We start from the raw sequence: 20,299 nt of genomic DNA, 5'->3' as shown, positions 1-20,299 counted from the left end.
TACCGTCAGGAGAGGCGGTAGATGCGCGAGCATTTCGACATACTTGTCGTGGGCGCGGGAATTTCCGGGATAGGGGCTGGCTATCATCTGCAGACCCAATGCCCCGGGCGGACCTATGCGATCTTGGAAGGGCGGGAGCGTCTTGGCGGAACGTGGGACCTGTTCCGCTATCCGGGGATCCGCTCCGATTCCGACATGTTCACACTCGGTTTTTCCTTCCGGCCCTGGACCGAGGCGAAGGCGATCGCCAATGGCGATGCCATTCTGCGCTATCTGGAAGATACCGCACGCGAGTTCGGGATCGACCGGCACATCCGCTATCGCCATCGCGTGATCGCGGCCGATTGGTCCAGTGACGAGGCGTTGTGGACGGTGACGGTGGAGGCCGACGGGCGAACACGTCAGTTCAGCTGCAGCTTCCTGTTTCTGTGTTCCGGCTATTACAATTACGCTCGCGGCCACATGCCGGCGTTTGCCGGCCAAGCGGAATTCCGTGGGCGGATCGTGCACCCTCAATTCTGGACGCCGGACATCGACTATGCCGACAAGCGCGTCGTTGTAGTGGGCAGCGGCGCCACAGCGGTGACACTGGTGCCGGAACTCGCCAAGCAGGCGGCGCACGTGACCATGCTGCAGCGATCTCCGACCTATATCGTCGCGCGGCCTTCGGAAGACGGCATCGCCAATTGGCTGCGCCGGCGCTTGCCCGGCAAGATGGCCTATATGCTAACGCGCTGGAAGAATGTGTTGGTGGGACAGTATTTCTATCGGATCGCGCGAAAGCATCCTGAAAAGGCGAAGGAACGGCTGGTGGACATGGTCCGCTGCGAACTAGGCCATGGCTATGACGTCGCGACCCATTTCACGCCTCGCTACGACCCGTGGGACCAGCGGCTGTGCCTGGTACCGGACGCCGACCTGTTCGCCGCAATCCGCGACGGTAGGGCGGATGTCGTCACCGATCGCATCGCTCGGTTTACGCCCGAAGGGGTCGCGCTGGAATCGGGCGACCTGCTACCCGCCGACCTGATCGTCACCGCGACGGGCTTGGAGGTGCAGTTGATGGGAGGAATCCCCGTGACGGTGGACGGCGACGTGGTCACCTGGTCCGATCGACTGACCTACAAAGGCATGATGTTTTCCGGCGTGCCGAACTTCGCCATCGCTTTCGGCTATACCAACGCCAGCTGGACCCTGAAGGCGGACCTGACCGCCGAGCATGTCGCCCGGCTGCTCAACCGCATGGCGCGGCGCGGCATGCGCCAGGTAACGCCCGAGCCGCAGGTGGCGGTTCAGCCTCAGCCTTTTCTGGATTTCACCTCCAGCTACATCCAGCGGGTTGCGAAGGAACTGCCCCGGCAGGGCCACCGCAAGCCTTGGCGCGTGCATCAAAGTTATACCCGCGATCTGCTGGCCCTGCGCTTCGGCCGGATCGACGACGAGCTAGTCTTTTCGAACCCCGAACCGGCGCGGCGGCGCGTTGCCTAGCCGATGAGCGCGCGTGCTGCGGCGACGCCGCTTTTGTAGGCGCCGTGCACGGTCGAGAATTCGGTGCGCGAACAGGCTTCCCCGGCGAACCGGATGCGCGGATCGATCGGTGTGGAGAGGACAGCTCGGGCATCGGCACGGCCGGGCAGGGCATGGCTATAGCCGCCGAGAATATGCGTCTCGCGACTCCAGGCGGATCCGGCCAGCAGCGTTAGGCGGCGTCGCCATTGCCCGCCGAGCAGCGCGCACAATTCCTCCACCGCGAAGTCGGCGGCGCCCTGGAGCCCACGTTCGGCCATCTCGCGAGCACCTTCACCCCCAAACATGCACTCGATCACGGGGCGACCAAAAGGGCGCAGCGTATAGGTGCCGGTGATCGCGTTGCGCGGATCGCCGAGCAGGTGGGCGTTCGGCTCCAGCTCGTCTTCGCCCTGGCCGATCGCGAGGAACAGCTTGTCCGCCAGGCCGAGCGGCAGCGCGGCGGCGGCATGGAGGATCTCGTCGTGCCCGGTGAGGCTGATGGCGCCGCGGGCCAACACATCGGTGGAAATCGTAAGGATGGCGCTGCCCGCGCTGAGGGTGCCGCGTGGCGTTTCGATCGTCAGCCGTGTGCCCGAGCGATCGAGCGCCGTCACCGGCGTTGCCAGCGCGGTGCGCAGGCCGGCAGCAAGCGCGGTGACCAGCGCGCCGTAGCCGGCTGGAACGCGCCAGTCCGTCTCCGTCGCGGCGTCGTCATAGGCGAGGTAGTCGGCAATCGAAAGCTTGGTGGTGGCGGTTCCGTTGACGAAGCCGCTGATCGTATCGATCCAGCTGCTCCACGATGTGCCCGGCGGCAGCGCGGCGCCGGCCCGGTCGCCCGGCGGCGGGTCGAGGCGCAGCCGGGCTTCGAAATCGCCGAACGCCTTGGCCGCAGCTTTCTGTTCGGCCTTCGAGAAACCAAGTTGACGCCATTGCTCGCGCCAGCGCGGCAAGGTGCGATCGATCGCGAAGCCGTGCAGGGCGGCAAGCTCCACCCACGGATTGTGCTCCGCCGAATGCAGCCAGCCTGCACCGATATCCAGCGCCATACCGGCGATATGCTCGGTACGGGCGCGGCCGCCCAGCCGGGCATCGGCCTCGATCAGCAGCACGTCGACGCCGGCATCCGCAAGGGTACGGGCCGCGCCAATGCCGGCCGCGCCGCCACCGATTACCAGAACGTCGACGTCGCGCATGTCGTTATAACGCCGCTCCGCCGGCGCGGCTGCGGAGCAGCGCCGAACGGAGACATTCGCAGACCAGTTCGTCGCGCTGGTTGTGCATCTGGTGCCGCCAGGTCACGATGCCCTGGCCCGGCCGCGAGCGCGAGGGGCGCAGCTCGATCACTTCGGAACTGGCGCGCAGCGTATCTCCTAGGAACACAGGCTTCGGCATAACCAGCTTGTCATAGCCGAGGTTCGCAACCAGCGAGCCTGCGGTGGTGTCACCGACGGTAATGCCGATCATTAGGCTGAACGTGTAGGTGCCGTTGACCAGGATCTGCCCGAATTCCGAAGCACGCGCCGCCTCGGCATCCAGGTGCAGCGGCTGGGTGTTGTGGGTTAGGGTGGTGAACAGCAGATTGTCCGTCTCGGTCACGGTGCGACGCAGCGCATGGTCGATGCGGTCGCCTAGCTGCCATTCGTCGAAGAATTTGCCGGCCATGCTCAATCCTTCTGCTCGATTGCGCGCTTGAAGCCGTAATGACTCTTGGACCAGCCCAGCCGTTCGTAGAAGCGGTGCGCCCCGGTGCGCGTCTGCATCGATATCAACTGGACCATGCGGCATCCGCGCTCGCGGCACCGTTCGACCGCCCACTCGATCATCTGGCTGCCCAGACCGGCCCCGCGAACGGGGGCGGCGATGCGCACCGCTTCGATCTGGCCACGCCAAGCGCCGCGGAACGCGATACCGGGGAGGAAGCTAAGCTGCATCGTGCCCACGATCGTGCCGTCCTGTTCGGCGACGATCAGTCGCTGGTTGGGGTCGCTTTCCACTGCGGCGAACGCAGCGAGATAGCGCGCGTCGAGCGGTAGCGAGGAATCCTCGCGCCCGCGGCTGAGATCGTCGTCATCCAGTAGCGCGATCAGCGCCGGCAGGTCTGCCGCGGACGCGTCCCGGAAGATCATGCTCGGCATCGGCGCTCGCTCGTCCTTTTCCATCGCGACGCGATCGTCGCCCTGTACTGTCCTATCCGGGTACGGGCCAGTCGACGCAAGCCTTGTGAAAGGCTCAAATGACCGAAGCTGGTACAGTTTCGCCGGGCTCCACCGGGGGAGCAATGGTGACGAGCATGCCCTCGCGGACGGCCACGGGCCATGCGAGCAGTTGCGATCCCGTGCAAGGGCCACCGACGCAGCGTCCGTCCTCGATACGGTACAGGGCGCCATGCCAGCTGCACTGGATGTGCGTGCCGTCCGGCGTGAGATAGCCATCTAGCTGCTGGGCGAGCGGCACTGGCACATGGGCGCAGCGATCGACAAAGCCGAAGACGTTGTCGCCGCGCCGCACGATGAAGCCGTGGAAGCGGCCCGCGCGCATTTCCAGGACGAAGTTGCGTGCGGCATTGTCCGGGATCAGCTCGATCGGGCCGAGCTGCACGCCGGCTGGGGTGGCGGTGAGGCGCTCCATTCAGCACCGCGTCCAGCGGACGAGGTTCATGGCAGCTGCGCCTTCGGGAAGCCTTCCCATACGGAGTCGTAATCGGGCTGCGCATGTGTGAGCGCGTGCTCGGTCGGACGATAGGGCCAGCAAGTCTCGACCATGAAGGCCAAGGTGCCCTCGATCTTGTGCGGCTTGAGGGTCGCCTCGGTCGCGCCGCGCCAGCTGGCGACGTCGGGGCCGTGGCCTGCCATCAGGTTGTGGAGCGACAGCCCGCCCGGCGCGAAACCCTCCGCCTTGGCGTCATAGGCGCCGTGGATCAGCCCCATGGCCTCGCTCATCACGTTGCGGTGGAACCAGGGCGGGCGGAAGGTGTCCTCGGCGACCATCCAGCGCGGCGGGAAGATCACGAAATCGGCGTTGGCGCGGCCGGCGACGGTGCTGGGCGAGGTGAGCACGGTGAAGATCGACGGATCGGGATGGTCGAAGCTCACCGTGTTCATCGTGTTGAACCGGGCGAGATCGTAGCGATAGGGCGCGAGGTTGCCGTGCCACGCCACCACGTCGAGCGGGCTTTGGGGCAGGGTGGTTATCCACAGATTTGCCAACCACTTCTGCACAAGCTCGAACGGTGTGTCGCGGTCCTCGAACCAGGCGGCGGGCGTCTCGAAGTCGCGCGGATTGGCGAGGCCGTTGGCACCGATAGGTCCGAGATCGGGGAGGCGGAAGGGCGCGCCGTAATTCTCGGCGACATAGCCGGAAGCGGTGCCGTCGGGCAGCAGCACGCGGAAGCGGATGCCGCGCGGGATCACGGCGATGTGGCCGGGGGCGATGTCGATCCGGCCGAGCTCGGTCAGCAGCGTGAGCGCCCCGGCCTGGGGGATGAACAGCAGTTCGCCGTCGGCATCGACGAACGCACGCGCGTCCATGTCGCGATTGGCGGCGTAGCGGTGGACGACCACGCCTTCCAGATCGGCGGGATCGCGGGTGTCGAGCATCGTTTCCATGCCGTCGATCCAGTCGATCGGCGCGGTGGGGGCGGGGATCGGGTCCCAGCGCAGGCGATTGGGGGCGAGCGGCTTGGCTGGGGTGTGGGGCGAGAACAGCGGGGCGGCCTCATAGGGCCGGTAGGGCGGGTGCTCGGCGCTGGGGCGCAGCCGGTAGAGCCAGGAGCGCCGGTTCTCGGCGCGCGGCGCGGTGAAGGCGGTGCCGGAAAGCTGCTCGGCATAGAGGCCATAGGGCGGCCGCTGCGGGCTGTTGCGGCCGATCGGCAGCGCGCCGGGCACGGCCTCGGTGGAGACATGATTGCCGAAGCCGGGGAAATAGGTAGTCACGGGCTCGTCCTCTCCAGCGCGTCTCCCCTTTAGGATCAGGAGGGGGATGGGGCGTTCGGTGGGGCCGGGGTATGCCAAGCTGTTGCTGCGGCGGCACCCCGGCTCTCTCCCTCTCCGAACCTGTCAGGCGTCGACCTTGATCACGCCGCGGCGGATCTGGTCGAGCTCGATGCTCTCGAACAGCGCCTGGAAATTGCCGTTGCCGAAGCCTTCATTGCCCTTGCGCTGGATGATCTCGAAGAAGATCGGCCCGAACATCGTCTCGGTGAAGATCTGGAGCAGGATGCCCTCGTTGTTCTCCACCGAGCCGTCGATCAGGATGCGGTTCTTGCGCAGCCGCTCGACATCCTCACCGTGCCCGGGGACGCGCTTGTCGATCAGCTCGTAATAGGTCTCGATCGTGTCCTGCAGCCGCACGCCGCGGGCACGCAGGCGCTCGACCGTGTCGTAGATGTCGTCGGTGGTCAGCGCGAGGTGCTGGATGCCTTCGCCGTTATATTCGCGGAGGAATTCCTCGATCTGGCTGGCGTCGTCCTGGCTCTCGTTGAGCGGGATGCGGATCGCCTTGTCGGGCGCGATCATCGCCTGGCTGAACAGGCCGGTAGCCTTGCCCTTGATGTCGAAATATTTCTGCTCCTCGAAGCCGAAGAGCGTGCGGTAGAATTCGCTCCACACGCGCATCTGCCCGCGGCGGACATTGTGGGTGAGGTGGTCGAGCAGGTCGAGCCCGACGCTGTTCTGCGCCTCCGCCTCGCGCCAGCCCGGGAACTCGGCCCAGTCGGCATAGAGGTCGCTGCCGTCCTGGATGAAATAGAGGTAGGAACCGCCGATGCCCTGGATGACGGTGTCGTCCTCGTCCGTGGGCTTGCCGCCATGGGCGAGCGCCCATTCCATCGCCTTTTTCGGGTCCGCGACGCGGAACGCCATCGCGCTGGCCGAGGGCCCATGCTCGCCGCGGAAGGCGGCGACGCGGCCGGCATCGTCGCGGTTGAGCATCATGTTGATGCGGCCCTGCTTGTAGCGCGTGATGTTCTTGCGCGGATGGCGGTGGGTGGGGACGAAGCCCAGCTGCTCGAACTGGCGCGCCATCGCGTCCGGATCGGGCGAGGTGAACTCGACGAACTCGAAGCCGTTGAGGCCGAGCGGATTGGCGGTATCGGTCATAGCGGACCTGATACCTCACTTCCCGATTTAGTGTCAAATGTTACCAGTTCGTCACAGACCCTCGCCGCCGACCCAGTGCGCATTGGAGAGGCGGCGGGCCACCGCCCAGGTCTGGGTGCGGATATCGGGCACCGCAACGATCTCCCAGAAGGCACCGCGGGTCATCGGGCCGAGCGCGTAGAGATTGGCGTTGGCGGTGCCGTCGGCGGCGATGGTCTGGCCCTGATTGTCGACGTCGATGCCGATATGTGCGGTGTCCGGACGGATCACGCTGCGGGCGGCGAGCCGCTGGAGCAACGGCTCGCGCGACCGGGCGAGGTCGCCAAGCGGGCCGGTGCAGTTGACGATGCGCTGGGCGAGGATCGTCTCGGGCGCATCCTGCCCGCGCGGGCGGAGGGTGACGGCGATGCCCACCGGACCTTCCACGAAGCCCAAAGTCTTGGCGGCGCGCACCGCCAACTGGCCGCGATCGACCAGCGCCTGGAGCCGGGCATGGACCTCCGGGGCCAGGCGGTGGCGGTGGACATCCCACCACGGACGGAGATGGCGGAGAAATCGCGCGCGCTCGTCCTCGCTGGCATTGGCCCAAATCGGCTGGGTGAAGGGGCGGAGTTCGTCGACCGCGTTGCGCCAGCCGACCTGCTCGGCGCGATCGCGCACGGTGCGGACCAGCGCGGAGGCTCTGGTGCGGGGGCGCTCGCGCATCTTGTCCCAGTCCTGCCCCGGGCCATGCGGGCGGGGTAGCAGGCCGCGGCGCGACACCGCGACGATCCTGCCGCCGAACCCGCGCGCCTCCAGCAGCAGCGCCACGTCGACCATGGTCAGGCCGGTGCCGATCACCAGCACCGTATCGCTGTCGGACAGGCCTTCGGGGACGCTCGGGTCCCAGGGATCGCCCTTGTAGCGTTCAGCGGAGAGCGTGGCGGGATCCAGCCCCGGCGGATCGTGCGGCGGCAGGTTGCCGACCGCGAGCACCGCGGCATCGGCGCGCAGCGTGCCGTCCGACAGCTGGAGCGTCGCGCCGTCGGCATCGAAGGTCACGTCTTCCACTTCGTCGCGGACGAGGCGCAGGCGGTCCGGATAGCGGGCGAGCGCTTCGCCCAGCATCTCGCGGAGATATTCGCCGTACACCCGGCGCGGCACGAAACTGGCGGCGGCGTTCTCCACGCCGCGCGCCTCCAGCCAGCGGACGAGATGCCCCGGATCATCCGGGAAGGCGCTCATGTTCGCGGCGCGGACGTTGAGCAGGTGCGAGGGGTGGGCGGCGCCATAGGCGAGGCCGGTGCCCGCCACCGGCGCGCGCTCGATCAGCGTCGCGCGCGGGCCCTCGTGGCGGATGAGGTTGATCGCCTGGAGCGTGCCCGAAAAGCCCGCGCCGATGATGGCGACGTGTTCGATCATGCTTGCGGCTCCCCCGATGCCGGCGTCAGATTTCGTAGTCGAGCTGCCACTCGGGCTGGCGGAAGGCGGCCTGCTGCTTGGCGAAGGCGGGCTGGCGTGCCTTCATCTGGGCGTAGAGCCGCTTCACCGAGTCGCTCGCGGTGCGGACGAACAGGAAGCGCAGCACCGCATGGACGATGCAGGCGGCACCGCCGATCATCATCGTGACGCCGAACCGCGCCGCCGTGGCGGCATGCTCGGCATAGCTTTCGCCGACGCTGCGCGGATGGGCGAGGAAAAGCCGAGTGCTCATGTGGGAATTGTACGCGCGAACGGGGCAGGGGGGAAGGGCATCCTGTCCCGAATCCCTCTCCCCTTGTGGGAGAGGGAAGGGGCCCGCTGCCGAAGGCAGTGGGAAGGGTGAGGGGGACTTGGGTCCGCATCTCCCCATCCCCCTCGCCCTTCCGCGCGCTACGCGGCGCTCCCTCCCTCTCCCACAAGGGGAGAGGAAGACAAATCACAGCTTGGCGATCGTCTCAGCGAGCGCGGTCACGTCGACGTCGCTGCCTTCTGTGGCGACGGTCTCGGTGAGATGCGCGCGGACCAGGTCGAGCAGCGGCAGCTTGGCGCCCACCGCCTCGGCGGCTTCACCCGCAAGGCGCATGTCCTTGAGGCCTAAAGGCGCGGCGAAGCCCGCAGGGCGATGGCGACGCTCGGCGATCGGCGGGCCATAGACCTTGTGGATCGCGCCGTCGAAGATCGTGCCCGAGAATACCTCCAGCATCTTCTCGCGGGCGACGCCGCCCTTTTCGCCGAGCGACATCGCCTCGCCATAGGCTTCGACCGTGGCCATGATCATGAAATTGCCAGCCAATTTAACTAGGTTCGCGGCAGAGGGCGTATCGCTGATGAGAAAAGTGACGCGACCCAGCGCCTTGAGGAGCGGTTCGGCTGCCTCCATCGCATCGGGTGCACCTGCCGCGACGATGGCGAGCTTGCCCTGCGCCGCGACCGGTGGCCGGCCGAATACCGGGGCGGAAACGAAACGATGTCCGGCCTCTGCATGGGCGGTGGCGAGCCGATCCGCGGTAGCGACGGCGATCGTGCTGTGCGACAGGTGCAGCGTGGCAGGCGCCATGCCCGCCAGCAGCCCATCCGATCCGTTCAACACCATGGCGAGCGCCGCATCGTCGGCGACCATCGTCAGCACCGCTTCGGCACCGTCGGCCGCTTCGCGGGGCGTGCGCGCCAGCCGGGCGCCGCGATCGGTAAGCGAAGCGGCCTTCTCCGGCGTCCGGTTCCAGACAGTGAGCGTGTGGCCGGCATCGAGCAGCGCACTCGCCATGCCGATGCCCATCTGCCCGAGCCCGAGAAATGCGAGGTCCATGCGTGTCTCCCTGGTTGCGTCGCAGCATATGGTGTGCCGCGCGGCGACCCCAAGGGCTAACCGCCCACCAGCATGGCGACATCTACGAGCGCGCGCGGTGCCGATACGCCGGGGGATGTGCCGATATAGCGCGGCACCCATTGCGGGGCGAACTTCGCCTTGAACGCGCGTAGGCCCGAAAAGCCGTAGATGCGCTCACCATGTCCGTACACCGCCGCGCCCAGGCGGGACCAGATCGGCGCGAGCGGCCCCGGCTTCAGGCCCGAAAGCGGCGCCATTCCAAGGTTGAACCGCTCGAAACCTTGGCTGGCGCCATATTGCAGCAGTCGCACGAAGAGCAGGTCCATCGCGCCATAAGGCGTATCTGGCAGATGGCGCATCAGATCGACCGACATTTCCTCGCGGTTTGGCGTCTCCCAGATGTTTGCGAAGGCGACGATCTCTCCCTGCAAGCGCAGCACCGCGCAGTCAAACCGTGCGAGATAGTCGGCATCGAACCCGCCAAGGCTGAAGCGCTTCTCGGCACCGGGCTTGCCCCCCAACCACGCATCGGAGACCCGTTGCAATTCGGGGAGCTCGGCGGGGACGGCTGCGGCGGGCAGAACCTCGAATATCAGCCCTTCGGCGGTGGCGCGGTTTACCGAATAGCGAAGCGATTTGAACGCCGCGCCTTTCAGATCATAGCCATGGCGGAGATCGATCAGCGCCTCTTCGCCATATTTCATCGGCTGGAGCCCTAGTTCGACGACCAGCGGCAGTGCCGCAGCGCTCACCTGGAACAGGCAAAGCCGGCCGTGAGCGGCATCGCAGCGACGGCGAATTTCCCAGATCAGTTCCGACCAGGCCGTCTCCGGCCCGACGGGGTCGCCCATCACCACCCATGTGCGCCCCTGCACGCGATACATCAGGAAGGCGTCGTCCGAGGCGGAGACGAGGAACTCCTTGTCGCCGGTGAAGGCAAGCATGGCGTCGGCCCGGCTGCTGGCCGCGATCGCCCGGGCTGCGACATCGGCATCTAGCGTCTGCTGCCCGACGATACGGGGCGAGGCGGACATCAGCCGCCAAAAGGCCCAGCCGACCAGCAGCATCGTCGCGCCCAGCGTGGCGCGCAGGAAACGAGGGGCATTGCCGCGCCAGGCGAAATCCCACCACAGATCGTCGGTGTAGGGCACACGCTTATAGGCGAAGAAACCCGCCCACGCGCTCAGCAGGACCGCGATCAGCGCTGCGGCCCACCACCAGCGCGCCACCGGCGCCGATCCGATCCCGGCGCTGCGGTAAAAACCCGGCCGCGCATATTGCAACAGCGCGGCAACGACTAGCAGGACCGTCGCTTCTTCATAATCGACGCCCTTCAGCAAGGAGAAAGCGGCGCCGGCTACCAGCAGCAACCGAGCTGCGTGAAAGCCGCTTTTAAGCCGCGCCTGCACGGCGGGCGCGGTTAGCAGCAGGGCGCTGCCCACCAGGCTGGCAGCGAAGTGCGAGGCCTCGACAAAGGGTAGGGGCAGGATCGCATGCAGCGGGTGCATCCGCCCGTGCGCCGGCGGCAGCGCGCCGGAGACGAGCAGCACCAGTCCTCCGCCGAAGACGAGCAGGGCCAGCAGCGGTGGCGCCAGCGCCTGTCCGAGGCGATGCGCGACACTGAGCCCGGCGGCGATCGGGTGGCGTAGACGCCGACCCTCGATCATCGCCAGCAGCACGCCCGCAACCAGCAGCGGCAGGAAGTAATAGAGCAGCCGGTACAGCAGCAGCGCTGCGAACAGGTCGCTGTGGCCAATCGGCACCAGCGCCAGCATCGTCGCTTCGAATACGCCGATGCCGCCCGGCACATGCGTGACCAGCGCCACCACAATCGCCAGCGCATAGGCAAGGAAGAACCCGCCGATCAGCGCGGGATCAGCATGCGGCACCAGTACGAACAGCGCACCCGATGCACAGGCCAGGTCGAGCGCGGCGATGCCGATCTGCCCGGCCATTAGCCGCGGGCGCGGCAGGGGCAGCGTGGCGGCGCCGAGCCGGAGCATGGTCAGCCCCCGGGTGCGCAGCACGAACAGCCCGGCAATGGCGAGCCCAATCGCCGCGCCGACGCCGTGGAGCAACCATACCGGCAACAGGTTCCCCGCCACGGCAATCGGATGCGATGCCGCCATCAGGGCGGCCGCCGTTACCGCGAGGACTCCGGCCCAAAAAGTGCCGGAGGCGATCAACGTAACCCGGGCGACATCGGCGAAGTCCAGGCCTGCCGCGTGATAGGCCCGCAGCCGTGCCGTGCCCCCGGTAAGTAGCGAGAGGCCCAGATTGTGGCTGATCGTGTAGCTGGTGAACGAAGCCAGTGCCGCCGTGCGCCACGGCAGCTTATAGCCGATCGTGCGCACTGCGAACCAGTCGTAGAGCGTAAGCGACAGATAGGAAGCCGTGGTGAGCGCGAGCGCGAGCGCGAGCCGCGGCGCGCCGATCTGATGCAGCGCGTGGCGCACGTCGCGAAGATGCACCTCGGCAAGGATGGCGCGGACCGCTTCGAACCCGATGAGCGTGATCGCTACCGCCAGTGCGATCAGCAGCGCCCGGCGATGCCGCGAGAACCACGCCGCGGTCCGCGATGTCACCGACTTCACATCCCGCGGCGCGTCCGTTCCTGAACTCTGCATCTGCTTCCCCCGGGAACGCCGTGCGGGTCCTTATCGCCGCGCCGCTTCAGGTGCAATCAGTCCGCAGTCGGCCGATCAGGGTGTCGGGGCTTCCAGGTGTGCGCCCAGAACAGGGGTCAGCGCACCCAAGACCGTGCGCACCAGCAAGTCATGATCCATGCGTAGATAATGTCCCCCGGGTAAGGTGATGCGTCGTACATTGGGGGCAAGCAGGCTGGGGCAAAGGCTATCCTTCTCGTCCGCCCCGCGGATGCAGGTGACGGGCAGCCAATCGATCCCATGTGCTGCCGCGGCATCTTCATCGGGCGTACCCATATAGGCGAGGCCCAGCGGATCGGCGCGGAAATAGGCGGTGGCACCCGGCACGACCAGCACGAGGGCGGCCACCTTCGGCCGGAGATCGGCGGGCATCGCTGCCAGCCCTACCCGGACCATGTCCGCCCCGAAAGACTGGCCAATCACCACCACTCTGCTGGCGCCGGAGCGGCGCATCGCCTGCCGCACGGACTCCGCCACCAGCGCCGTCACTTCGGCATGGCTGCGGTGGTGTGCGAAGGCCGTGGAACTGGCGACGGCGTAGACGGGTACGCCGGCACCCGAAAGCGCTTCGACCACATATGGCCCCATGCCGTAGCGCATTCCCATGTCGCCGGAGAAGAACACCGCGGCAACTTGCGCGCCGCTGGTTTGCGGAGACGGCGGCATGGTAAAGGTGCGCACCGGATCCCGGTCGAGAAATCCTGCGCTCCAGTAGACGCCGAGTGCGGCAAGGCCCAGCAGGGCGATCAGGATCGCTGCCCAGCCTTTCCAGCCGGGGCGCTGATACAGGAGGCGGGAAGGGTTCGGCACCATCGCTTGCCTTATGCTCCCGTTGCTGAAGGGCGGATGAAGGAACCGCGCCCGATCGCCCGAACCCGTCGTCCCGTTTCTAGAGGATTCCGCCGCATGTTCGCACTAGGGCATGGTGGCGCCCGCCTGTCCACTCTGTTTCTGTGTGGAAACAACCGGCCTTATAAGTCGTTACCCCACCAACGCCTGAATGGATGGGGAGGTCGCTTACGTGCGGAAGGCTTTGGGGTTGGCATTGTGCTGCGTTAGCATTCCCGCGCTGGCGCAGCCCGCGCCGCCGCGCTCGGTCATCGATTTCAATATTCTCCATGTGCAGGTCATTCTCGATCACCTCGGCTTCTCGCCCGGTATTCTCGATGGTCGCCCCGGACAGTCGCTGACCGCGGCGTTGCGCGGCTTCCAGGAAGCGCGCGGCCTTGCCGTGACAGGCACCATCGATGCCGCGACGCTGAAGGTGCTGCACCAGTATCGCCGCTTGCGCCCCGTGAAGACGCTGGCAGTCTCAGCTGACGCGATGGCGGGACCATTTGTCGATCCCATCCCCAAGAACCTGCCCGAACAAAGCAAGCTGTCCGCGCTGGCCTATCGCCGCCCGCTGGAGAAGCTAGCGGAAATGTTCCACACCACCCCCGAGGTGCTGGTGGAACTGAACCCCGGTGGACGGGCGATTCGTACCGGTGCGGTGTTCCGCTTTCCCAATGCGCTGCCCTCGTCGCGCGCCTACCCCGACGATATGAAGCCGGAATGGCGGCAGACGCTCAGCATGCTGAACGTCGATGCAACGCAGCCCAAGGCAGACCATCTGGTAGTCGATAAATCGGAAGGGGTGCTGAAGGTCTATGGCAGCGGCAATCGCCTTGTGGCCCAGTTCAGCGCGACCATGGGCAGCGAGCATGATCCATTGCCCATAGGACGTTGGAAGATCAATGGTTTAGATACCAATCCTAAGTTTCATTATAATCCAGACCTGTTCTGGGATGCCAAGAAGAGCGACGATCCCGCCATGTTGCCGCCGGGCCCGAACGGGCCGGTGGGAGTGGTATGGATCGACCTGTCCAAGGAGCATTACGGCATCCACGGCACGCCCGAGCCGCAGACGATCGGGCGATCGGAAAGCCATGGCTGCATCCGCCTGACCAATTGGGATGCCGCGCGCCTCGCGCTGATGGTGAAGCCCGGTACGCCGGCGATCTTTCAGGAATAGTGCAATGCGGCGTCGGGGCGTGATCGTCGGGCTGGTGACGGTAGCGCTGCTGGCGCTGCTGGTCTCGCGCGTGCGGGTGCTGCCGGCCGGGCAGGTACCGCGAGTCGAGGCGGCGCGATCTGCGCCCGCGTCGGGGGCATCGGGCCTGATTGTGCCGGTGCAGGGCGTGCCCGTGTCGGCTCTGCATAGCAATTGGGGAGAGCCGCGTGGGGATGGCGACCGCGAGCATCATGCGATCGACATCCTTGCGCCCAAGGGCACGCCGGTGCTCGCCGCGGCGAGCGGCACCGTCGAAAAGCGGTTCGAAAGCGGGCTCGGCGGCCACACCTTGTATATCCGCACCCCCGACGGCGGGGGCGTGCACTATTATGCGCACCTCGATACGATTGGCGTGGCAGAGGGCGCGATCGTTCGCCAGGGGCAGCCGATCGCTACGGTTGGCGACAGCGGCAGTGCCGCCGGCGGGCCGCCCCACCTCCACCTGGAGGTGAAGGAGATGGCGCCGGGCGAGCGCTGGTGGGAGGGCCGGAACATCGATCCCTATCCACTGCTTGCGGGAAAGCCCGGCCGGAGCTAAGGGCCGCGCTCAGCTCTTTCTCAACAACAGGCACGATCCATGAAGATCAGCGGCGTGGACATCCGTCCCGGCAACATCATCGAATATGAGGGCGGCATCTGGCGCGCCGTCAAGATTCAGCACACCCAGCCCGGCAAGGGCGGTGCCTATATGCAGGTCGAACTCAAGAACCTGCGCGACGGTCGCAAGAACAACGTCCGCTTCCGCTCGGCCGAGACCGTGGAGCGCGTGCGCCTCGACACCAAGGATTTCCAGTTCCTGTATCCGGAAGGCGACATGCTCGTGTTCATGGACAAGGAAACCTACGACCAGACGACGCTGCCGCGCGATCTGCTCGGCGAGGCCGCGGCCTTCCTGCAGGACGGCATGGACGTGCTGATGGAGCTCTATGACGAAGAGCCGATCAGTGTGCAGCTGCCCGACACGATCGAAGCGACGATCGTCGAGGCCGATGCGGTGGTGAAGGGCCAGACGGCCTCGTCCTCGTACAAGCCGGCCGTGCTCGACAACGGCGTGCGTATCATGGTGCCGCCGCACATCGCATCGGGCACGCGCATCGTCGTCGACGTGTACGAGCAGACCTACGTCCGCCGCGCGGACTGATCTGCCGGCTTCGGCCGAACATGCGAAGGGAAGGGGACGGCAGGCCTGCGTCCCCTTTTCCCGTTTTCGGGTCAGGCCTTCCATAGTCCCCCGCAACTGCGGCAGGGAGAAAGATTGATATGGTAGCGCATTCCGGCCTTCTCACCGTCATGGCCCGCGCCGCACGCAAGGCGGCACCCCGCCTGCGTCGCGACTTCAACGAGGTCCAGCACCTGCAGGTCAGCCGCAAGGGCCCGGCCGATTTCGTGAGCATGGCCGACAAGCGCGCCGAGCAGACGCTGATCGAGGAACTGCGCAAGGCGCGGCCCGACTGGCGCATCCTCGCCGAAGAAGGCGGCGAACTGCCGGGCGATCCGGACAAGCCGCGCTTCATCGTCGATCCGCTCGACGGCACCACCAATTTCCTCCACGGCATCCCGCATTTCTCGATCGCGATCGCGGTGGAGGATCCGAACGGATCGCAGGGCAAGCCGGAGATCACCCATGGCCTGGTCTACCAGCCGCTGACCGACGAGAGCTTCTGGGCCGAGAAGGGCCGCGGCGCCTGGCTGCAGGACCAGCGCCTGCGCGTCTCCTCGCGCCGCGATCTCTCGGAATCGCTGATCGCCACCGGCATTCCGTTCATGGGCCATGGCAATTTCGCCGAATGGAGCCGCATCTTCGGTGCGGTGGCGCCCGAAGTGGCGGGCATCCGCCGGCTGGGCTCGGCCGCGCTCGACCTCGCCTGGGTCGCGGCGGGCCGGTTCGACGGCTATTGGGAATCGGACCTGAAGCCCTGGGACGTGGCCGCCGGCATGCTGCTGGTGAAGGAAGCCGGTGGGTTCGTCACCGACTATCGCGGCCAGGACATGGCGATGCAGCGCAACCAGTTCCTCGCTGCCAATGACGGGCTGCACTCCAAGCTCCACAAGCTGGTCGCCAACGCCCTGCGTTGAGGTCACTCGTAAGAGTAGGGATCCTAGAATTAACTTTGTTTCCCAGCCGGTTCGTTCGGTTACCGTTCTATAAGTTCCTGAAAAGGCCCCGGCGAAAATGCCGGCCTGAGACGGGACGAACGGCGCATGAACATGGAAGTGACGGGCCTGGGCAATGGGCGGCGCGCAAAGGCTGAGGACGAGGCCTTCTGCAAGGTTGTCGGCACGGTGCTGGACCGGCTCTACGCCGTGGCCGAGTTCAGCCCGGACGGCACGTTGCTGCGGGCGAACCAGCTGTTTCTCGACGCCATGGGCTGCGTGCTCGAGACCGTGGTCGGCGAGCATCACCGCTTCTTCTGCGACGCCGACTATGCCGCCAGCCCCGCCTATGCCGCCTTCTGGGATCGGCTGCGCGCGGGCGAGACCATCGAGGAGACGGCGCGGCGCAACGGCTGCGAGGGGAAGGATGCCTGGCTCGCCGGTCATTATGCCCCGATCACCGACGCCACCGGCACGGTGCAGCGCGTCGTTCTGATCGCGCGGGACGTTCGCGGCGTGCAGATCGAGGCGGCGCTCAACCGCAGTGTGCTCAACGCCTTCAGCCGCGCGACGGCGATGATCGAGTTCGATCTGTCCGGGCGCGTGCTCGGCGCCAACGAGAATTTCTGTGAGCTGCTCGGCTACAAGGTGGAAGAGCTGATCGGTCAGCATCACCGCATGTTCTGCACGGCGGAATATGCCCGGTCGCCCGCCTATCGCCAGTTCTGGGAGCGGCTGGGGAACGGCGAGTTCGATGGCGGACTCTACAAGCGCGTCGCCAAGGACGGCACCGTCCGCTGGATCCAGGCCACCTACAATCCGATCCTCGATCATCAGGGCCTGCCGGTGAAGATCGTCAAGTTCGCGATGGACGTGACCAAGCAACAGACGGAAAGCGCCGAGGCCGCCGGCAAGCTGGCGGCAATCGATCGCTCGACCGCGGTGATCGAGTTCGACACCAGCGGCTATGTCGTCGCCGCGAACGACATGTTCCTGCAGACGATGGGCTATGAGCGTAGCGAGCTGATCGGCAAGCATCACCGCACCTGCTGCGATCCCGACTATGTTAAGACGGAGGAGTATAACAGCTTCTGGCGCGCGCTCGCCGCGGGCGAATTCCAGGCGGGAGTCTTCCCGCGCATCGGGAAGGACGGTCGTCGCGTCTGGATCCGGGCGACCTACAATCCGATTGTCGATGCCGACGGGAAACTGATCCGGGTCGTCAAATATGCCTATGACATTACCGAGCAGAAGCTGCGGGCGGCGGACGCGGAGGGCAAGGTCGCGGCGATCAGTCGCGCCCAGGCGGTGATCGAATTCACCCCCGACGGGATCGTGCTCGACGCGAACGAGAATTTCCTGGCGACCACCGGCTATCGGCGGGATGACGTGATCGGCAAGCATCACAAGATCTTCTGCGATGCCGAACTGGTGAATTCGCCGGAATATGCGCGATTCTGGGCGGACCTGGCGCATGGCGAGTACATCGCCGGCGACTTCCGCCGCCGCAACAAGGCCGGCGCGGAGATCTGGCTCAACGCAACCTACAATCCGATCTTCGATGGTCTCGGTAACGTCGTGAAAGTGGTCAAGTTCGCGCACGACATCACCGAGCGCAAGAAGGCGGCGATCGAGGGCAAGAGCCGCGCCCAGGCGGTCGACCGCAGCCTCGCCACCATCGAGTTCAGCCTTGACGGCGAGATCCTCACCGCGAACGAGAATTTCCTGTCGACCATGGGCTATACCCTGCGCGAGATCCAGGGGCGACACCATTCGATGTTCGTCGATCCGACGCATCTCAAGTCGAAGGAATATGGCGATTTCTGGCGCTCGCTCGGGCGCGGCGAGGGGCAATCGGGCCGTTTCCACCGGATCGGTAAATATGACCGCGACGTGTTCATCCAGGCGAGCTACTCGCCTGTGTTCGACCTGCAGGGCAATCCGTCGCGGGTGATCAAATATGCCTATGACGTCACCGACCAGGTGATGCTCGAGCGCAAGATCGCCGCCAAGACCGAGCAGATGCAGGGCGTCGTCGGCGATCTCTCCGAGGCGATCAAGACGATCAGCGAGGGCGCCTGCAGCGCCACGGGCCTCGCCAGCGAGACCCAGGCGGCGGCCGATCGCGGCACCAGCGCGATCGAGGGCACGATCGAATCGATGGAGCTGATGGCGGCGTCGTCGAAGAAGATCTCCAGCATCGTCGACGTGATCGGCGACCTTGCCGGCCAGACCAACCTGCTCGCCTTCAACGCCGCGATCGAGGCGGCGCGCGCCGGCGAGCACGGTGTCGGCTTCTCGATCGTCGCCGAAGAGGTGCGCAAGCTCGCCGAGCGCAGCGCCTCGGCGGCGGAGGAGATCACCCGGCTGATCGGCGAGTCGAGCGAGCGCGTCACCCAGGGCACCGAACGCTCGCGCTCGGCCCGTGATGCGTTCGAGGCGATCGCCGGGTGCGTCGACAAGACGACCGGCGCGATTTCCGGCATCGCCCAGTCGGTCAGCGCCCAGCGCGAGACGTCGCGCCAGGTGGTCGCCATGATCGGCGAGCTGGCAACGTCCACCCACAGCGCGATCTGATCATGCGCGAGGGGGTGGAGCATGACGCGGTGGCGGAGGCGGTGGCAGGGGAGGCCGGGCGACGGCATCTCGATGTCGGGCTGCTCCGCCTGTGCGGCGTCGAATTCGCGGTGCCGGTCGACTGGGTGCGCGAGGTCGTGCCGTGCCCGCTCGCGCTTGGGCCCCGTTTCGGCAGCCACCCGGCGCTGATCGGATCGATCGGCGTACGCGGCGACGTGATCCCCGTCGTCGATGTCAGCATCCTGCTCGGCTTCGCCGCCGAAACCGGCGCGGGCGGCACGGTGGTGGTGCTGCGTCGGGACGACCTGCTGCTCGGGCTCCGCATCGACGCGGTGTCGGGGCTGTACCGCATCCCCGTTTCGGCGGTGCGCGCGCTGGTCGATTCGGCCGGCGCGGCGCGGCTGGTGGATCGCGCCTTCGTCCGCGAGGCGCATCTTGTCGGCATCCTCGATCCCGAGGCGCTGTTCGGCCTGCCCGGCCTGCCGCTGGTCCGTTGCGTCCCGCGCGACGCGGGGAACTCGGCGCTCAGGCGCGGAAGGCCGTTCGTGCTGGTGACCGTCGCCGGCGTGGACATCGCCATCGACAGCCATCTGGTGGAGAGCACCGCGCCTGCGATCAGCCTGCGGCGCTGTGCGGTTCCCGCGCCCGGCTGGTCGCGCAGCGTCAACTATCTCGGGCGCGACGTCCGCGTCTTCGATCAGCTGGCGACGCTGGGGCTCGAGGGCGCGACGCCGGAAGAGTCGCAGGGTCCGGTGATCCTGCTGCGGATCGCGCCGGACAAGCTGGTGGGCTGGCACGTGGAGAGCGTGCGCAGCGTCGCGCGGATCGCCGACGACAAGTTCGGCCCGATGCCGGTGGAGCTGGCAGGGCGCAACACGCTGTTCGCGTCCATCGCGACCGATCCTGCCGGCGGGCAGAATCTCGTGCTCGACAGCGCGGCGGTGCGTGCCGATCCCGCAATCCAGGCGATGGCGGCGATGTGCCGGCAGCCCACGGCCGCGACGGGCGGCGGCACCAGCGGACCCCGCGCGGACGCCACCGCCACCAGCGCCTTCCTGATCTTCGACACCGGTGCCCGGCTGCTCGCCACCCCGCTCGACGCGATCCGCGAAGTGGTGCCGTTCCGCGGGCTTTCCTCGCCAATCGAGGGCCCTTCGGGTTTGTGCGGCCTCACCGATCATCGCGGCGCGCCGATCTCGGTCTACGGCGTCGAGCCGGGTGCAGCGCCGGACGAGGCCAAGTTGCTGATCATCGCCCGCGACCAAGAAGGGCAGGGCGCGCGCGGCTTCCTCGCCCAGCGGCTGGCGACGATCATCAACGCGCCTGCCCTCCCTGTCCCTGGGGGAAGCCCCGGGGCGCGGTTCGTACCCGCAACGATCGAGGGGACGGCGCATTCGATCCGAATTCATACACTTGGATAAAGCCGCTCCGGACCTATTCACCGCCCCTTAACAATTGCGAATGATTCTCAGCGGTTCCAGGCCTTGCCGCACCGGGATCATGGTCCTAGAAGCCG

18 protein-coding genes are annotated in these 20,299 nt (G+C 66.7%); 7 read left to right on the top strand and 11 right to left on the bottom strand.

Annotation, left to right across the window (positions count from 1 at the left end; translation table 11 throughout):
* The first annotated feature begins 21 nt into the window (after nt 1-21).
* Nucleotides 22-1,488 carry a flavin-containing monooxygenase gene (locus B215_RS0102130; protein ID WP_019367980.1) on the top strand — a complete coding sequence of 489 codons (1,467 nt, stop codon included), beginning with the start codon at nt 22-24 and terminating at the stop codon, nt 1,486-1,488.
* Here the strand turns inward: B215_RS0102130 and B215_RS0102125 are convergent.
* The 11 genes from B215_RS0102125 to B215_RS0102075 form a co-directional block, all read right to left on the bottom strand.
* Entirely contained in the window at nt 1,485-2,702 is a 1,218-nt protein-coding gene (locus B215_RS0102125) for a flavin monoamine oxidase family protein (protein WP_019367979.1), read from the bottom strand. The two genes, B215_RS0102130 and B215_RS0102125, sit on opposite strands and share 4 nt — an antisense overlap.
* 4 nt (nt 2,703-2,706) lie before the next feature.
* Nucleotides 2,707-3,171 carry a MaoC family dehydratase gene (locus B215_RS0102120; protein ID WP_019367978.1) on the bottom strand — a complete coding sequence of 155 codons (465 nt, stop codon included), beginning with the start codon at nt 3,169-3,171 and terminating at the stop codon, nt 2,707-2,709.
* Between the two features lie 2 nt (nt 3,172-3,173).
* Nucleotides 3,174-3,668: a GNAT family N-acetyltransferase gene (locus B215_RS0102115; RefSeq protein ID WP_019367977.1), complete on the bottom strand. Its 495-nt coding sequence runs from the start codon at nt 3,666-3,668 to the stop codon at nt 3,174-3,176.
* Between the two features lie 70 nt (nt 3,669-3,738).
* Nucleotides 3,739-4,137, bottom strand: a complete 399-nt coding sequence (locus B215_RS0102110; RefSeq protein WP_019367976.1) for a Rieske (2Fe-2S) protein — start codon at nt 4,135-4,137, stop codon at nt 3,739-3,741.
* Between the two features lie 26 nt (nt 4,138-4,163).
* Nucleotides 4,164-5,441 (bottom strand): homogentisate 1,2-dioxygenase, encoded by a 1,278-nt coding sequence (gene hmgA, locus B215_RS0102105; RefSeq protein WP_019367975.1) that lies wholly within the window; start codon nt 5,439-5,441, stop codon nt 4,164-4,166.
* Nucleotides 5,442-5,564: 123 nt separating this feature from the next.
* Entirely contained in the window at nt 5,565-6,605 is a 1,041-nt protein-coding gene (gene hppD / locus B215_RS0102100; protein ID WP_019367974.1) for a 4-hydroxyphenylpyruvate dioxygenase, read from the bottom strand.
* 51 nt (nt 6,606-6,656) lie between these two features.
* A complete protein-coding gene (locus B215_RS0102095) occupies nt 6,657-8,006 on the bottom strand; it encodes an FAD/NAD(P)-binding protein (protein WP_019367973.1) in 1,350 nt (449 codons plus the stop codon).
* Nucleotides 8,007-8,031: 25 nt separating this feature from the next.
* On the bottom strand, nt 8,032-8,298 hold the full coding sequence (locus tag B215_RS0102090; RefSeq protein WP_019367972.1) for a DUF6356 family protein: 267 nt from the start codon (nt 8,296-8,298) through the stop codon (nt 8,032-8,034).
* 204 nt (nt 8,299-8,502) lie between these two features.
* Entirely contained in the window at nt 8,503-9,372 is an 870-nt protein-coding gene (locus B215_RS0102085) for an NAD(P)-dependent oxidoreductase (RefSeq protein WP_019367971.1), read from the bottom strand.
* A 56-nt stretch (nt 9,373-9,428) separates the two neighbouring features.
* Nucleotides 9,429-12,020, bottom strand: coding sequence for a bifunctional lysylphosphatidylglycerol flippase/synthetase MprF (mprF, locus tag B215_RS0102080; protein ID WP_019367970.1), 2,592 nt, complete (start codon nt 12,018-12,020; stop codon nt 9,429-9,431).
* Nucleotides 12,021-12,095: 75 nt separating this feature from the next.
* Nucleotides 12,096-12,872, bottom strand: a complete 777-nt coding sequence (locus tag B215_RS0102075) for an AcvB/VirJ family lysyl-phosphatidylglycerol hydrolase (RefSeq protein WP_019367969.1) — start codon at nt 12,870-12,872, stop codon at nt 12,096-12,098.
* 208 nt (nt 12,873-13,080) lie between these two features.
* Here B215_RS0102075 and B215_RS0102070 point away from each other — a divergent pair, with 208 nt between their 5' ends.
* The 6 genes from B215_RS0102070 (at nt 13,081) to B215_RS20525 (ending at nt 20,204) form a co-directional block, all read left to right on the top strand.
* The gene (locus B215_RS0102070; RefSeq protein WP_050990118.1) at nt 13,081-14,073 is read left to right on the top strand and encodes a L,D-transpeptidase family protein; all 993 of its coding nucleotides are present in this window, start codon (nt 13,081-13,083) and stop codon (nt 14,071-14,073) included.
* Nucleotides 14,074-14,077: 4 nt separating this feature from the next.
* Nucleotides 14,078-14,650, top strand: a complete 573-nt coding sequence (locus B215_RS0102065; protein ID WP_019367967.1) for a M23 family metallopeptidase — start codon at nt 14,078-14,080, stop codon at nt 14,648-14,650.
* A gap of 39 nt (nt 14,651-14,689) precedes the next feature.
* The gene (gene efp, locus B215_RS0102060; protein WP_010545156.1) at nt 14,690-15,253 is read left to right on the top strand and encodes an elongation factor P; all 564 of its coding nucleotides are present in this window, start codon (nt 14,690-14,692) and stop codon (nt 15,251-15,253) included.
* Between the two features lie 119 nt (nt 15,254-15,372).
* Nucleotides 15,373-16,188 (top strand): inositol monophosphatase family protein, encoded by an 816-nt coding sequence (locus B215_RS0102055; RefSeq protein WP_019367966.1) that lies wholly within the window; start codon nt 15,373-15,375, stop codon nt 16,186-16,188.
* A 126-nt stretch (nt 16,189-16,314) separates the two neighbouring features.
* Complete coding sequence (locus tag B215_RS0102050; RefSeq protein ID WP_019367965.1) at nt 16,315-18,783, top strand: methyl-accepting chemotaxis protein; 2,469 nt, start codon at nt 16,315-16,317, stop codon at nt 18,781-18,783.
* 2 nt (nt 18,784-18,785) lie between these two features.
* Nucleotides 18,786-20,204 carry a chemotaxis protein CheW gene (locus B215_RS20525; RefSeq protein WP_019367964.1) on the top strand — a complete coding sequence of 473 codons (1,419 nt, stop codon included), beginning with the start codon at nt 18,786-18,788 and terminating at the stop codon, nt 20,202-20,204.
* Nucleotides 20,205-20,299: the final 95 nt, after the last annotated feature.

This window comes from Sphingomonas sp. ATCC 31555 (genome assembly GCF_000282895.1).
In the GTDB taxonomy this organism is placed as follows: domain Bacteria; phylum Pseudomonadota; class Alphaproteobacteria; order Sphingomonadales; family Sphingomonadaceae; genus Sphingomonas.
Note: the sequence above shows the minus strand (reverse complement) of the source record. Positions and strands in the feature narration are given on the sequence as shown.

What these genes read in the sequence shown, in the direction of transcription:
- B215_RS0102090 (WP_019367972.1), bottom strand. Translation starts at nt 8,298, where the DNA reads ATGAGCACTCGGCTTTTCCTCGCCCATCCGCGCAGCGTCGGCGAAAGC.
- mprF (WP_019367970.1), bottom strand. Translation starts at nt 12,020, where the DNA reads ATGCAGAGTTCAGGAACGGACGCGCCGCGGGATGTGAAGTCGGTGACA.
- hppD (WP_019367974.1), bottom strand. Translation starts at nt 6,605, where the DNA reads ATGACCGATACCGCCAATCCGCTCGGCCTCAACGGCTTCGAGTTCGTC.
- B215_RS0102125 (WP_019367979.1), bottom strand. Translation starts at nt 2,702, where the DNA reads ATGCGCGACGTCGACGTTCTGGTAATCGGTGGCGGCGCGGCCGGCATT.
- efp (WP_010545156.1), top strand. Translation starts at nt 14,690, where the DNA reads ATGAAGATCAGCGGCGTGGACATCCGTCCCGGCAACATCATCGAATAT.
- B215_RS0102055 (WP_019367966.1), top strand. Translation starts at nt 15,373, where the DNA reads ATGGTAGCGCATTCCGGCCTTCTCACCGTCATGGCCCGCGCCGCACGC.
- B215_RS0102110 (WP_019367976.1), bottom strand. Translation starts at nt 4,137, where the DNA reads ATGGAGCGCCTCACCGCCACCCCAGCCGGCGTGCAGCTCGGCCCGATC.
- B215_RS0102120 (WP_019367978.1), bottom strand. Translation starts at nt 3,171, where the DNA reads ATGGCCGGCAAATTCTTCGACGAATGGCAGCTAGGCGACCGCATCGAC.
- B215_RS0102095 (WP_019367973.1), bottom strand. Translation starts at nt 8,006, where the DNA reads ATGATCGAACACGTCGCCATCATCGGCGCGGGCTTTTCGGGCACGCTC.
- B215_RS0102130 (WP_019367980.1), top strand. Translation starts at nt 22, where the DNA reads ATGCGCGAGCATTTCGACATACTTGTCGTGGGCGCGGGAATTTCCGGG.
- B215_RS0102085 (WP_019367971.1), bottom strand. Translation starts at nt 9,372, where the DNA reads ATGGACCTCGCATTTCTCGGGCTCGGGCAGATGGGCATCGGCATGGCG.
- B215_RS20525 (WP_019367964.1), top strand. Translation starts at nt 18,786, where the DNA reads ATGCGCGAGGGGGTGGAGCATGACGCGGTGGCGGAGGCGGTGGCAGGG.
- B215_RS0102050 (WP_019367965.1), top strand. Translation starts at nt 16,315, where the DNA reads ATGAACATGGAAGTGACGGGCCTGGGCAATGGGCGGCGCGCAAAGGCT.
- B215_RS0102115 (WP_019367977.1), bottom strand. Translation starts at nt 3,668, where the DNA reads ATGGAAAAGGACGAGCGAGCGCCGATGCCGAGCATGATCTTCCGGGAC.
- B215_RS0102075 (WP_019367969.1), bottom strand. Translation starts at nt 12,872, where the DNA reads ATGGTGCCGAACCCTTCCCGCCTCCTGTATCAGCGCCCCGGCTGGAAA.
- B215_RS0102065 (WP_019367967.1), top strand. Translation starts at nt 14,078, where the DNA reads ATGCGGCGTCGGGGCGTGATCGTCGGGCTGGTGACGGTAGCGCTGCTG.